This is a genomic window from Arthrobacter sp. 9AX (assembly GCF_902506095.1).
Classification (GTDB): Bacteria; Actinomycetota; Actinomycetes; order Actinomycetales; family Micrococcaceae; genus Arthrobacter.
In genome coordinates this window covers 2,241,420-2,253,977 of the sequence record NZ_LR733293.1, presented here as the reverse complement: position 1 = coordinate 2,253,977, position 12,558 = coordinate 2,241,420, and the positions used below count along the sequence as shown (strand labels likewise).

At 67.2% G+C, this 12,558-nt stretch carries 14 protein-coding genes; 4 read left to right on the top strand and 10 right to left on the bottom strand.

Annotation, left to right across the window (positions count from 1 at the left end; all coding sequences use genetic code 11):
- Nucleotides 1-148: 148 nt before the first annotated feature.
- Entirely contained in the window at nucleotides 149-622 is a 474-nt protein-coding gene (locus BACI348_RS10335) for a hotdog fold thioesterase (RefSeq protein WP_159825518.1), read from the top strand.
- 132 nt (nucleotides 623-754) lie between these two features.
- Here BACI348_RS10335 and BACI348_RS10330 read toward each other — a convergent pair whose 3' ends face one another.
- The 8 genes from BACI348_RS10330 to BACI348_RS10295 form a co-directional block, all read right to left on the bottom strand.
- Entirely contained in the window at nucleotides 755-1,327 is a 573-nt protein-coding gene (locus tag BACI348_RS10330) for a dihydrofolate reductase family protein (protein ID WP_159825516.1), read from the bottom strand.
- Between the two features lie 78 nt (nucleotides 1,328-1,405).
- Nucleotides 1,406-1,627 carry a hypothetical protein gene (locus BACI348_RS10325; protein ID WP_159825514.1) on the bottom strand — a complete coding sequence of 74 codons (222 nt, stop codon included), beginning with the start codon at nucleotides 1,625-1,627 and terminating at the stop codon, nucleotides 1,406-1,408.
- Entirely contained in the window at nucleotides 1,624-2,970 is a 1,347-nt protein-coding gene (locus BACI348_RS10320) for an inorganic phosphate transporter (protein WP_159825512.1), read from the bottom strand. Before BACI348_RS10320 ends, BACI348_RS10325 begins: the two co-directional genes overlap by 4 nt.
- Before the next feature lie 151 nt (nucleotides 2,971-3,121).
- Nucleotides 3,122-3,631 (bottom strand): HAD domain-containing protein, encoded by a 510-nt coding sequence (locus BACI348_RS10315; protein ID WP_159825510.1) that lies wholly within the window; start codon nucleotides 3,629-3,631, stop codon nucleotides 3,122-3,124.
- An 18-nt stretch (nucleotides 3,632-3,649) separates the two neighbouring features.
- Complete coding sequence (locus tag BACI348_RS10310; protein WP_159825508.1) at nucleotides 3,650-4,336, bottom strand: hypothetical protein; 687 nt, start codon at nucleotides 4,334-4,336, stop codon at nucleotides 3,650-3,652.
- 72 nt (nucleotides 4,337-4,408) lie between these two features.
- Entirely contained in the window at nucleotides 4,409-4,837 is a 429-nt protein-coding gene (locus tag BACI348_RS10305; protein WP_159825506.1) for a VOC family protein, read from the bottom strand.
- A gap of 109 nt (nucleotides 4,838-4,946) precedes the next feature.
- Nucleotides 4,947-5,669: a response regulator gene (locus BACI348_RS10300; RefSeq protein ID WP_159825504.1), complete on the bottom strand. Its 723-nt coding sequence runs from the start codon at nucleotides 5,667-5,669 to the stop codon at nucleotides 4,947-4,949.
- On the bottom strand, nucleotides 5,666-7,585 hold the full coding sequence (locus BACI348_RS10295; RefSeq protein ID WP_236557520.1) for a DUF4118 domain-containing protein: 1,920 nt from the start codon (nucleotides 7,583-7,585) through the stop codon (nucleotides 5,666-5,668). Before BACI348_RS10295 ends, BACI348_RS10300 begins: the two co-directional genes overlap by 4 nt.
- Before the next feature lie 199 nt (nucleotides 7,586-7,784).
- Between BACI348_RS10295 and BACI348_RS10290 the strand changes: the two genes are divergently transcribed.
- Both BACI348_RS10290 and BACI348_RS10285 read left to right on the top strand, forming a co-directional pair.
- Nucleotides 7,785-9,761, top strand: a complete 1,977-nt coding sequence (locus BACI348_RS10290) for an APC family permease (RefSeq protein ID WP_159825501.1) — start codon at nucleotides 7,785-7,787, stop codon at nucleotides 9,759-9,761.
- Between the two features lie 63 nt (nucleotides 9,762-9,824).
- On the top strand, nucleotides 9,825-10,445 hold the full coding sequence (locus BACI348_RS10285; RefSeq protein ID WP_159825499.1) for an L-threonylcarbamoyladenylate synthase: 621 nt from the start codon (nucleotides 9,825-9,827) through the stop codon (nucleotides 10,443-10,445).
- A gap of 21 nt (nucleotides 10,446-10,466) precedes the next feature.
- Here the strand turns inward: BACI348_RS10285 and ligD are convergent, their stop codons facing one another.
- Entirely contained in the window at nucleotides 10,467-11,489 is a 1,023-nt protein-coding gene (ligD, locus tag BACI348_RS10280; RefSeq protein ID WP_159825497.1) for a non-homologous end-joining DNA ligase, read from the bottom strand.
- A 69-nt stretch (nucleotides 11,490-11,558) separates the two neighbouring features.
- Here ligD and BACI348_RS10275 point away from each other — a divergent pair, with 69 nt between their 5' ends.
- The gene (locus tag BACI348_RS10275) at nucleotides 11,559-12,236 is read left to right on the top strand and encodes an alpha/beta hydrolase family protein (RefSeq protein WP_159825495.1); all 678 of its coding nucleotides are present in this window, start codon (nucleotides 11,559-11,561) and stop codon (nucleotides 12,234-12,236) included.
- Nucleotides 12,237-12,263: 27 nt separating this feature from the next.
- On the opposite strand, the gene BACI348_RS10270 is transcribed toward BACI348_RS10275, so the two are convergent.
- Complete coding sequence (locus BACI348_RS10270; protein ID WP_159825493.1) at nucleotides 12,264-12,419, bottom strand: hypothetical protein; 156 nt, start codon at nucleotides 12,417-12,419, stop codon at nucleotides 12,264-12,266.
- Nucleotides 12,420-12,558: the final 139 nt, after the last annotated feature.

The window sequence follows — 12,558 nt, the reverse complement described above, 5'->3', positions numbered from 1 at the left end:
CTGAAGCGCAGCGTCCTGGCCTGCGGTGTCCTGGACTGCAGCGTCCTTAAGGGCGGTTGAGCCCTGCTGGGCGGTGTCCTCCTGGAGAACGTCGGACGGGAAAGGGGCCGGTTTGGTTGTTTCACTCACAGGTGCCAGCCTAGTTGCCATGATGGACAATTTCACGCCCGGCCCCTACGCCGGGGAGCTCACGGCCGCCGGAGTACCGGAGCAACTGCACGGCTGGCTCAGCCAATTCGGGATCGGCGCGCTCGTGGTGAAAATGGGCATCCATTTCCTGGAGATGAGCCCCGAGCTGACGGTGGCCACCATGCCGGTGGAGGGGAACACCCAGGTGGCCGGCATCCTCCACGGCGGCGCGCATGTGGTCCTGGCGGAAACGCTTGGATCGTTTGCTGCCGGGATGCACGCGGGACCCGGCCGGCATGCGGTGGGCATCGAGGTCAGCGCCACCCACCACCGGTCCATTTCAACCGGTACAGTGACCGGGACCTGCACCGCCATCCACCTGGGCCGGACCCTGGCAACACACGAAATCGTGATGACGGACGAGCAGGGCCGCCGCCTGTCCACGGCCCGCATCACCAACATGATCCGGGACAACGCACCGCGCCAGGGCTGAGGGCATGACCGGCAGGTACGACGACGGCACGCAGGCAGCCTTTTGGCCCACCCTTGGCGCCGCTCCCCTGAAAAGCTGCGCCGCCGCCATCGGACGCTGCCCAAAAACGTGCTCCGTGTGACGCCGTAAGGGTCAGGCGGCGCCGCTGGAACCGGCCGCTGTGTTGCCGTTCAACTGGTACCGCAGCTCCACGATGCCCCTGCCCATGGCGCGGGACGCAGTCAGCTCAAGGGGCGGCGTCGGGCCTGACAGCGGCAGGAGGCGCTTACCGTTTCCCAGCACTACCGGGATAACGGAGAGGATGAGATCGTCCAGAAGGCCGGCGTCGGCGAACTGTGCGGCGAGGTCGCCGCCGCCCACCACCCAGACATTTTTACCCGCGGCGTCGGCCGTGAAGTCCGCGATGAACTCGCTCACGTTCCCGCGGACGAACGTGATGTCGGCACCCAGCGGTGCTGTGTGCTCATGCCGGGTGAAGACGTAGCAGGGTGTTCCGGGGTATGGCCACCGGCCCGGCTCGTGCTCCATGAGCCAGGCGTAGGTGCCACCGCCCATCACGATGCAGCCCACGCCGGCCATAAAGGCCTCGTAGCTTTCCATGCCGCCGTCGAAACCATCGAACTGCAGCAGCCAGCCAAGGTCGTCGGTGGGTGTGGCGATAAAACCGTCAAGGGACGCGGCTACGAAGTACTGAATCCGGGACATGGCTCCAGACTAGCCACCCGCCCGCGCCGGGCCAATGGCTGACGCGCTAAGGGCCGGCAGGGCCTCGACCTGACGTGGTCAGCGCGAGAAGTAGGGAATGATCAGGTACAGCCCGAAGAGCACGGCCAGCCCGCAGAGGCCGAAGCAGGCGTAGGCAAGGGACCGCTTCAGCCCCGGCGAGGGCTGCTCCGCGTCACCGGCAATCGCCGTCAGCCGGACGCCGAGCGAGTAGAGGACCACCACAGTTACTGCGGCCGCCAGGGTGGCACCGGCCACGGTCAGCAGTTCCAACCACTTCATCGCTGGGCATCCTTCGTTGTGATGGCTTCGGCTTCCGCGTCAGCCGGGGTTTCCGTGGGCGGGCTTTGTGTGGCGCCCGGCGTTTCCGCAGTAGACGGGGCCTGCGGGTTCGCTTTGGCCCTTGCCTTGGCTTCGGCCTTGGCCTTCGCTTTGGCTTCCGTACGGGCACGGGCCATGGCCTTCTTCTTGGCAAAGCGGACGGCCTGGCCGGCTTCCTCGACCTCGACGGCGTTGTGGTGGCCCACAACAGACTTGCGGGAGTAGAAGAACATAAAGAGGACAGCGGCGGTACCGGCGACGGCGGCGATCAGCACGCCCACCACTCCGGTCTTGACCAGCAGCGCCGTAAGCGCCCCCACGATCCCTGCAGCGGGGAGCGTGAAGAGCCAGCCCAGGGCGATCTTGCCCACCATGCTCCAGCGCACCGTGGTCCCCCGGCGTCCCATGCCAGAACCGATCACGGAACCGGACGCCACCTGAGTGGTGGAAAGCGCAAAGCCGAGGTGCGAGGACGCCAGGATGGCGGAGGCGGTGCTGGTTTCAGCGGCGAAGCCCTGCGCGGGCTTCACCTCGGTAAGGCCTGAACCCATGGTGCGGATGATGCGCCAACCGCCTGCGTAGGTGCCGATGGCGATGGCCAGGGCGCAGGCTGCGATCACCCAGAACTGGGGGCCGGAGCCGGGCGTCTGGGTGCCGGCCGCAATCAGGACCAGCGTAATGATGCCCATGGTCTTCTGTGCGTCGTTGGTGCCGTGCGCCAGTGCCACCAGGCTCGAGGTGAAGATCTGGCCGGTACGGAAGCCGCCACGCTTCTGTGTTAGCTTGCTTCCCGTTTCGGGGTCGTGGCGGGAGGTGAGTGCGTAGGCAAGCCGGGTACAGACGTAGGCAACGGCGCCGGCGATGAGCGGGGCGAAGATCGCCGGGAGGATGACCTTCTGCAAGAGGGTCTCAAGGTTGATGGAGTTGAACCCGATGCCGGCGATGGCCGCGCCGATCAGGCCGCCGAACAGCGCGTGCGAGGAACTCGACGGCAGGCCCTTCAGCCAGGTGATCATGTTCCACAGGATGGCCCCCATGAGGCCTGCGAAGATGATCTCCGGCGTGATCTGCACGCCCTCCGAGCCTTCACGGATGATCCCGCCGGAGACGGTTTTCGCCACTTCCGTGGACAGGAATGCGCCCACCAGGTTCAGGATTGCGGCGAGGGTCACGGCTGTCTTCGGCTTGATGGCACCGGTCGCGATGGGCGTGGCCATGGCGTTCGCAGTGTCGTGGAAACCGTTCGTGAAGTCGAAAAAAAGTGCCAGTGCGATGACCAGCGCCACCATAAAGGTGATATCCACCTGTTGCCCAATCTGCAGAGTCGACGTTCAGCAGTTTCTGTCCCCGGCTGCCTTGCACAGCATAATTCACCAGCTGTTCGCTTGGAATGACCTGTGGCGTTAACTCAGCCGGCGTGAAACCTTATCGATCGTACGCGCCCCGGGCAGGAGGTCAAAACACCGGCTGTCCGAGAAAGGAACTGACGGCTTCGAGTTCCGACGGCGAAATTCCCCGCCGGGGATCCGGCGAGACCACCAGCAGCCGGTGGCCCATTATCCGTGCCCAGGCCTGGGCTTCGGCCTCGTAGGCGAGCTGGTCGTCCACCCATGCGACGGCATCCGGCCCGGTACGTTCCACATCGTCCCGGATGGCGTCGAGTTTCCACCACCCGGGCCCGCTTCCGGCTCCTTCAGCCGTCAGGTACGGCCAGCGGGCCCCGTGCAGCCCGATCGCCCGGCAGAGGTACCTGGGCGCCAGTTCCTCCCAGCTGGTAAGCCACACGCAACGCACTTCGGCCGTCGCCGCCAGGCTGTTGAGCCCGGCCACGAGTTCGGGCGAGAACGCCACGGGCAGGAGGCCGGCATCGGCACGCCGCCACGCGGTTCCCCAGCCGTTGCGCCCAGTGGGACCAAAGGGACAGACGACGCCGTCGACGTCGAGATAGAGCGTGCGGAAGGCCATGGTTCCTCCACGGGGATTTCAGCTTTGCTGCGGGTCCGCCGGCCGCGCGCCCGGCTCCAGCATGGGAGCGATCTTGTCCTCCAGTGCCGCCACGGTGACATCGGGCAGCACGATCAGGCCGTCCAGTTCACGGCGTGCACGCTTGTACGCCGCCTGCCGCTCGGCGGGCGTCGCTGCGTGGTCTTCGGCGATCTTCAGCAGCTGCCGGGCGGTGGCCAGCCGCTCACGTTCCGGTCCCGTGAACTTGCTGTCCCGGAGGCGCCTGGCCTCCCGCTCGGCAACATCGAGGGCCACGCTGAAGGCGTCTACGGCGTTCCGATACGACTCAACCCGGGCAGGAGAGGTCATGTCCCCCGCTGATGCGGGCCGCAGGCCGTCGGCTTCCCGCTTGGCGCGCAGGAACGCCACGGTGAGGGGTTCACGGACATCCGTCATCAGCGGAAAGTCAATGAGCTTGCCCACGTCCAGTTCGTACTCGAGCCAGCGCTTGTTCGTCACCTCATGGGCGGCCATCAGCGATTCGACGTCGGCCGTTGATGCTTTCTCCGCCTGGTCCGCCTGGTTCCGAAGCCTGTACAGCTCAACCTTCCGCTGGTGGCGCCGGTCGCCGGCCTTGCGCCATGAATTTGCCCAGTGGCCGGCGAGGGCACTCATCGGGAAAACAAGCCACCATTTGTCGGAGAGGAAATCAAAGAGGGACTCCACGCGTACATCGTCGCACTGCGTAGCGCCCCTCCTCAACAGAGCATGCCGGGTCCTGCCCGGCCGCCGGTTTGTTCAGGCTCCGGCCGCCTGCGGATTGTTGACGTTGACCAGCCAGGCCACCCCATACCGGTCGGTGCACATGCCGAAGATGTCGCCCCAGGGAGCCTTCTCCATCGGCACTGTCACGGTGCCGCCGTCACCACTGAGCTTGTCGTAGTAGCCGCGCAGTTCCGCCTCGTCATCGCCGCTGAGCGAGATGGAGATGGATGAGCCCGCGCTGTACTCCATCCCGTTCGGGGTGTCCGCCCCCATCAGCACCAGGCCCTGGCTGGTGGTGAGCATGGCATGCATGATCTTGTCGGCTTCAGCCGGGTCCTCGGTTGCCTGGAACTCCCCGAAGGTGCTGACCGTCAGGTCACCGCCAAAAACCGCCTGGTAGAAGTTCATGGCCTCCCGGGCGTTGTCACGGAAGCTGAGGTACGGATTGAGGGTGGTGGGCATGGCTGGATCTCCTTGAGTCGTACCGAAAGGGATGGAACCAGACAACATCCTGCCCCAAAGGGCTGCCTCTTGGGTAGGGGCATCTCCCCCGCCCCGCGTTTCCCCGTTTTCAGGGCACGAAGCGGTACCCGATTCCGGGTTCGGTGAGGAGGTGCCGGGGGTTGCCGGGATCGGCCTCCAGTTTCCGGCGGAGCTGCGCCATGTAGACGCGCAGATAGTTGGCTTCCTTTTGGTACGCAGGCCCCCACGCATGGGCCAGCAACTGCTGCTGCGTGATGAGGCTTTTCGGGTTCCGGACCAGGATTTCGAGGATGTTCCACTCCGTCGGGGTGAGCCGGACCGCGGTCCCGTCACGCAGCACCTGCCGGTGGACCAGGTCCACGGTGAAGCCTGAGGACGCCACCACCGGGACGGATTCCGGGCCCGGGACGCGCCGCATCAGCGCACGGAGCCGGGCCAGGAGTTCGTCCAGCCCGAAAGGCTTGGTGATGTAGTCGTCCGCGCCGGCATCCAACGCCCCCACCTTGTCCGATGATCCGTGCCGGGCTGACAGGACCAGCACCGGGACCGCACTCCATCGCCGAAGGTCGCCCAGGACATCCGCGCCTTCCATGTCCGGCAGGCCGAGGTCCAGGACCACAACGTCAGGGATGTTGCGGCCCGCGGCGAGCAGCGCGGACGTCCCGTCGTTTGCCACGTCCACGTCGTAGCCGTGCGCGGCCAGCGTGATGCGCAGCGCCTTGAGCAGGTGGGGGTCGTCATCAACCACGAGGATCCTGGCACCGTGCCGGGGCTGGACGTCACCGGAACCCGTGTCCTGCCCCGCCGTCACGTCAACACCGTCCCCGTGCTCTGCGCCGCACCCACATCCTCCACCGGGCCGGTGGACAGCGGCAGCCGGATGATCATGGTGAGCCCTCCTCCTGGCGTACCCTCGGCCGTGAGGGTCCCCCGCATCGCCTGCACGAAACCCTGGGCAACCGCCAGCCCGAGGCCCAGCCCGCTGGCCTGCGGAAGGTCGTCCATCCGCTGGAACGGCCGGAACATGTCCAGCACCTTCCGCTCCGGCACTCCCGGACCGTGGTCGACGATGCGGAGTTCGCCGCAGGGATGCCCGTCCGGAGTGACCCCGCCCAGCCCGTCCGCCGTCGTCGTGATGGCAACTCCCGACCCCGGGGCATGCTTGAGTGCGTTCTCGAGGATGTTCGCGATGACCCGTTCCAGCAGCCCGCGGTCAGCCTCGACCGGGGGCAGGTTGGCGGGCAGCGCCACGGCTACGGCACCTTCCGGGAGCCCGCGCAGCGCGGCATCGATGGCCTCGTTCCACCGGACCGGCCCCAGCAGCGGTTCCACCGAACGGGCCGTAATTCTGGACATATCCAGCAGGTTCCCCACCAGCAGATCCAGCCGGTCAGTGCACGCGTCGATGGTCTCCAGCAGCTCCCGCTGTTCGGCCGGCGTATAGGCGACGCCGTTTTGCAGGAGCCCGCCCGCCGCCAGCTTGATGCCGGCCAGCGGGGTGCGCAGGTCGTGGGATACGGCCTGCAGGATGGCCGTGCGCATGGTGTTCCCTTCGGCAAGGCGCAGGATCTCGTTCCGGCTGGCCTCCAGTTGCCGGCGCTCGAGCTGTGCCTTGACATGGACTGCGAACGCGCCCAGCAGCCTGCGGCCCGACGGCGGTACCTCCCGGCCGAACAGGACCAGCCACGTGGAGGGGTCCACTTGGACCGTGGTCATCCCCGGCAGCCCGCGGGGGTCCTGCTTCCCGTCCTCCCAGCCGGAGATGTCACCGGCACCGGCCAGCAGTAGCGGTGTGTGCCCTGATCCCTGGCCCGCCCGGCCCTGGTTCCCGGCTGCGGGAAGGTTGCTGACGACGGCGGCTCCCTGGGCGCCGAACGCATCGAGGGCTTCGGCGAGGAGCCCGTGCAGGGTGTCCTCGGAGCGCGAGGCACCCAACGCAAGATCACCCAGCGTGGCGGCTTCAGCCTGTGCCCTGGACGCCTCCCGGGAACGCCGTGCGGACCCGTCCACCACCCCTGCCACTGCCACCGAAACACCCACAAAAACGGCCAGCGACAGGAGGTCCTGGGGGTCGTGGATGGCGAGGTCGCCGAGGGGCGGAGTGGAAAAGTAGTTCACCAGGAGGCTGCTCCAGAGCGCGCCGGCAACAGCGGGCCATAACCCGCCCACCAGGGCAACCGCTACCGCCCCGGTGAGCTGGATCAGCACCGCGGTGGCCACACTGTGGTCGAACACGGCCAGGAGCAGCTGCAACAAGGCCGGAAGCACTGCGGCAAGGGCAAATCCGGCAGCCGTCCGGGCCCGGCCCAGCCCGGTCCGCGTCCGCCGCGTGCTGGCAGACCGGTGGAGGGGCACTACCTGGACATTGATGTCCGCTGCCTCGCGCACCACCTTGGTATCCACGCCCACGGTGAAGGGGGCCGTAAAACGGTGGCGGGACTGGCCCACCACGATGTGCGAGGCCCGCGCCGAGCGGGCGAAGTCCACCAGGGCCGACGCGGTCTCGGACGCGGATACCGTGTGGTAGCTCCCTCCCAGGTCTGCGACCAGCCGGCGCTGGGCTTCGAGTGCCTGCGGGGACTCGCTGCGGGTGCCGGCCGGGGTGCGGACGTGGACGGCGAGCAACTCGCCGCCGTCGCCCCGGTGGAGGAGCCTCGCGGCGCGGCGCACCAGGAGTTCCCCGCCGTCGTCGCCCTGGAGGCCAACGACGATCCGATCCATAGCCATGAGCCACATTCTGCCACTCCAGCGGCCACGCGGGTGCGCCCTGCGGGGCCTGGCCGGGCCCGCCTGTGCCGCCTGTCACGGCGGCGTTAAGGTCGCGTCAAGATCTTCGGAGTTCCGGCGGCGCGTCGCGTTGCCGGTGTTAGGTTCGGCCTTGCCCGGCGCGTGGTGCGCGGGGCAAGGCGTTGCGAAAGGCGTGGCAATGACCACCATGAGCCGGCCGCCGGCTGATCCGTCAGTTCTTCCCCTGCCACGAAGGGTTGCTCTGAAAAACTGGCTCCTGTTGGGCCTGCAGGATGCCAAGGGCGCGCACCAGGGCCCCGGCGGCACCCCGCGCGGTGACCAAAAGAAGCACCACTGGTGGCAGGTGATGTGCCTGACCGGGGTGGATTACTTCTCCACCCTCGGATACCAGCCCGCGATCGCTGCACTCGCCGCCGGCGTCATCTCCCCCCTGGCCACCCTGGTCCTGGTGGCGGTGACGCTCCTGGGCGCACTGCCGGTGTACCGCCGGGTGGCGGGGGAAAGCCCGCGGGGCGAAGGATCCATCGCCATGCTGGAGCGGCTGCTTCCGCGGTGGGGCGGCAAAATCCTGGTCCTGGTCCTGCTGGGGTTCGCCGCTACCGACTTCATGATCACCATGACCTTGTCCGCGGCCGACGCCACGGCCCACCTGATCGAGAACCCTTTCGTGCCGGACTGGCTGCACGGCCAGCAGGTGATGGTCACCGTGGTCCTGCTGGCACTGCTCGCCGCGGTCTTCCTGCGGGGCTTCAGGGAAGCCATCGGCGTGGCCGTGGTCCTGGTGGTGGTGTACCTGTCCCTGAACGTGGTGGTGATCGGCCGGGCACTGCTGGAAACCGCCGGCCACCCGGCAGCCATCAACGACTGGTGGCAGGCGCTCGCCACGAGCCACGGAAACCCGCTGATGGCCGTTGCCATCGCCTTGCTGGTCTTTCCCAAACTCGCCCTGGGGCTGTCCGGCTTCGAGACCGGCGTTGCCGTGATGCCCCAGGTCCGCGGGCACGCCAACGACTCCGAGGCCAACCCTGCGGGACGCATCCAGGGCGCCCGCCGGATGCTGACCACCGCGGCCCTGATCATGAGCACGTTCCTTGTTACCAGCAGCTTTGCCACCGTGGTGCTGATACCGGAAACGGAGTTCCAGCCGGGCGGCCAGGCCAACGGCCGCGCCCTGGCATACCTCGCCCACCTGTACCTCGGACCAGAATTCGGGACCGTCTATGACGTGAGCACCATCGCCATCCTGTGGTTCGCGGGCGCCTCCGCCATGGCCGGCCTGCTGAACCTGGTGCCGCGCTACCTTCCCCGCTACGGTATGGCCCCGGCCTGGGCCAAGGCGGTCCGGCCGCTCGTGCTGGTGTTCACCGCCATCGGGTTCCTGGTCACTTGGCTTTTCGAGGCCGACGTCGATGCCCAGGGCGGTGCCTACGCCACCGGCGTCCTGGCGCTGATGACGTCCGCCGCGGTGGCCGTGGCCCTTTCGGCACGGCGGCTCCGGCAGCAGCGACGGACGGTTGGCTTTGGTGTCATCGCTGTCCTGTTTGTGTACACCACGGTGGCCAACATATTTGAACGGCCTGAGGGAATCCGGATCGCCGGCTTCTTCATTTTGGGCATCATCGCCATTTCACTGCTGTCCAGGCTGCTGCGTTCCTTCGAACTGCACGCCACCCACGTCCGCCTGGACACTGAAGCGCTGGAGTTCCTGGCGCCCACCCTGTCCGGCCCCATCGGCATCATCGCGCACGAACCGTTGCGGCAATCAGCGGAGGCCTACCAACGGAAGCTGGCGTCAGCGAGGGAAGCCAGCCACTATCCGGCCGACGTCCGGCCGCTCTTCCTGGAGGTCGTCGTCGACGATTCATCCGATTTCGAGACGGCACTGGAGGTCCGCGGCGTGGTGCGGCACGGTTTCGCCGTCCTGGAAGTCCACGGGCCGGGAATCCCGAACACCATTGCCTCGGTGCTGCTGCACATCCGAGACGTCACCGGGCTGATGCCGCACATCTACTTCCGCTGGACGGAGGGCAATCCGGTCCGGAACCTCCTGCGCTTCCTTATCCTGGGTGAGGGTGAAATAGCGCCGGTCACCCGGGAGATCCTGCGGGAGGCCGAACCGGACATCCAGCGGCGGCCCTGGGTCCACGTGGGCTGAGCCGTCCGCGCGTCCCTTCGCGAAGTGGTGCGGCGGCCGGGCGGGGAACGTAGGCTCGGGTGCATGGCCAGATATTTTGATGTTCACCCCCAGGATCCGCAGCCCCGGGCCATTGCCCAGGCAGTGCGCATAGTGCTCGACGGCGGCCTGATCGCCTACCCCACGGACTCCTGCTACGCGCTGGGAGCCCAGATGGGCAACAAGGACGCCCTGGACCGGATCAGGGCCATCCGCAGGCTGGACACCAAGCACCATTTCACGCTGGTCTGCAAGGACTTTGCCCAGCTGGGACAGTTCGTGAACATCGGCAACGACGTCTTCCGCAGTATCAAGTCCGTGACGCCCGGGGGCTACACCTTCATCCTGCCGGCCACCAAAGAGGTTCCGAAGCGACTCCTGCACCCCAAAAAGAAGACCGTGGGCGTCAGGATCCCGGACAACAGGGTGGTCCAGGCGCTGCTGGCAGAACTTGGGGAGCCCCTGCTGTCGAGCACCCTGCTGATGCCGGACGAGGAGGACCCGCTGACACAGGGCTGGGAGATCAAGGAACGGCTGGACCACCAGGTGGACGCCGTGATTGACGCCGGCGACTGCGGATCGGAACCCACCACGGTGGTGGATTTCTCCAGCGGCGTGGCCGAGGTGGTCCGGCGCGGGACCGGCGACCCGTCCCGCTTCGAATAGGCTTTCGGTCCTTCCGGCGGCCTAGTCCTGCTTCCGGGCGCGGCTGGGCTGGACCCTGGGCGGTTCACCCGGCATCTTGGGATAGTCCGGCGGGAATGGCAGTTCCCCGAGGCCTGCCTTCAGGTCCCGCTCCCACCACTCCAGCAGGATGTCGATGGTCCCCCGCTTGCTGTGCATGTCAGCCCACGGATCACCCACGGTTTTGAGCCGGTCCGGAACAGTGAGGATGGTGAAGTCCTTAGGGTCCGCGGTCTCCAGCTCATCCCACGTGATGGGGCAGGACACGGAGGCGTGCGGGAGGGCCCGGGGGCTGTAGGCGCCGGCGATGGTGCGGTCGCGATTGGCCTGGTTGAAGTCCAGGAAGACCCGCTCGCCCCGCTCTTCCTTCCACCAGGCGGTGGTGACCTTGTCCGGCATCCGGCGCTCCACTTCACGCGCCGCAGCAATAACCGCATGCCGGACGTCGAGGAACTCCCGCGTGGGTTCGATGGGCGCGTAGACGTGCAGGCCCCGGTTGCCTGAGGTCTTGATGAAGCAGGTGAGCCCCGCCTCGGCCAGCACCTCCTTCAGCACCAGCGCGGCGGGGACGGCGTCCCCGAAGTCCGTGCCCGGCTGCGGATCCAGGTCAATGCGCAGCTGGTCCGGGTTGTCGGTGTCCGCGGCGCGGGACGGCCACGGGTGGAACACCACGGTGTTCATCTGGACTGCCCATACGGCAGCGGCGGGCTCGTCCAGGATCAGCATGGGATGGGAGCGGGCACTGGGAAACACCACTTTTTGGGTCCGGATGAAGTCCGGCGTCCCCTTGGGCGGGTTCTTGGAAAAGAACATCTCGCCGTCCACGTTGTCCGAGTACCTCTGCAATGCCACGGGCCGGTCACCGTTGGCGGCAATGAATGCCTCTCCCACGTCGCAGATGTAGCGTGCCAGGTCCAGTTTGGTGAGTCCGAGGTCCGGCCACAGGACCCTGCGGGGGCTTGATATCCGCATCTCGCGATCGCCGTGTGGGCCCGGAACGGTGATGGTGGTCTGTTCGCTCGCCATGGGGACAACGTACACCCCGGCCGCGGGAACCGGGCGGATTTCGGCGTTCCCGTCCGGCATGATGGAGGAATGCCAGCTCCCGAAGTGCCCCTGACTCTTGCGGTGGGCGACGCCACTGTCAGCGCCGCCTACGCCCGCCCCGACCATCCCGCCGCCACGGTGGTGGTGGCCCACGGCGCCGGCGCCGGGATGGAGCACCCGTTCCTGACGGGGTTCACGGCGGCACTGAACGGGCTGGGCGTGGCCACGCTGCGTTTCAACTTCCCCTACCGCGAAGCCGGCAGGAAGTTTCCGGACCGTCCACCGGTGGCGATCGCCGCGTGGCGTGTTGCCATGGCTGCCGCCGCTGACCAGGCTGCCACCCACGGTGACACCGGCCCTCTCTGGGCGGCCGGTAAATCCTTTGGCGGGCGGATGGCGTCCATGGCCGCAGCCGAGGGCATGGCGGCCGCAGGGCTTGTGTACCTGGGTTATCCCCTGCATCCGCCGGGAAAACCGGAGAAGCTGCGGGATGAACACCTGTACGGGCTTACCACCCCGATGCTGTTCCTGCAGGGCAGCCGGGACACGTTCGCCACCCCGGAGATCCTGGCGGACGTGGTGGCCCGCATCGGCTCCACTGCTGTCCTTACATGGGTGGAGGGAGGCGACCACTCCTTCGCCGTCGCCGGGCTGAAGCGCCCGGCAGCGGAAGTGGGTGCCTCCCTCGCCCCGCCCGTGGCTGACTTCGTCCTTGGCAAGTCCTAGTAGGGGCTGTCCTGGGTGGGCAGCGGCCTAAGCTGCCGCCTCCTCGTGCCACCAGCCTTCCCAGGCGGCGGACGTCAGGCGGCCTGCAGGGAACCCGCCCGCTGCGGCGCCGTTGTGGGACCGGCCGTCCTCCAAACGGCGGCCGTCGAGCAAAAGGTTAAGGCTGTTCAAAAGAAACATCATTACGTCCTTCCATGTCTGATGTGGACCACGCTGTCCAGGTAGGAAAGAGCCTAATCACGGCATGTTTCAGCCCATCGACGGCACGTTTCGGCTGTGTATCCTTGTTCTCACCCGCCCTGCCGGTGTCGTGCAGGAGTAC

Coding starts and splice junctions, on each gene's coding strand:
- BACI348_RS10295 (WP_236557520.1), bottom strand. CDS start 7,585: ATGGCTATGGATCGGATCGTCGTTGGCCTCCAGGGCGACGACGGCGGG.
- BACI348_RS10275 (WP_159825495.1), top strand. CDS start 11,559: ATGCCAGCTCCCGAAGTGCCCCTGACTCTTGCGGTGGGCGACGCCACT.
- BACI348_RS10325 (WP_159825514.1), bottom strand. CDS start 1,627: ATGAAGTGGTTGGAACTGCTGACCGTGGCCGGTGCCACCCTGGCGGCC.
- ligD (WP_159825497.1), bottom strand. CDS start 11,489: ATGGCGAGCGAACAGACCACCATCACCGTTCCGGGCCCACACGGCGAT.
- BACI348_RS10305 (WP_159825506.1), bottom strand. CDS start 4,837: ATGCCCACCACCCTCAATCCGTACCTCAGCTTCCGTGACAACGCCCGG.
- BACI348_RS10285 (WP_159825499.1), top strand. CDS start 9,825: ATGGCCAGATATTTTGATGTTCACCCCCAGGATCCGCAGCCCCGGGCC.
- BACI348_RS10270 (WP_159825493.1), bottom strand. CDS start 12,419: ATGATGTTTCTTTTGAACAGCCTTAACCTTTTGCTCGACGGCCGCCGT.
- BACI348_RS10330 (WP_159825516.1), bottom strand. CDS start 1,327: ATGTCCCGGATTCAGTACTTCGTAGCCGCGTCCCTTGACGGTTTTATC.
- BACI348_RS10335 (WP_159825518.1), top strand. CDS start 149: ATGATGGACAATTTCACGCCCGGCCCCTACGCCGGGGAGCTCACGGCC.
- BACI348_RS10315 (WP_159825510.1), bottom strand. CDS start 3,631: ATGGCCTTCCGCACGCTCTATCTCGACGTCGACGGCGTCGTCTGTCCC.
- BACI348_RS10290 (WP_159825501.1), top strand. CDS start 7,785: ATGACCACCATGAGCCGGCCGCCGGCTGATCCGTCAGTTCTTCCCCTG.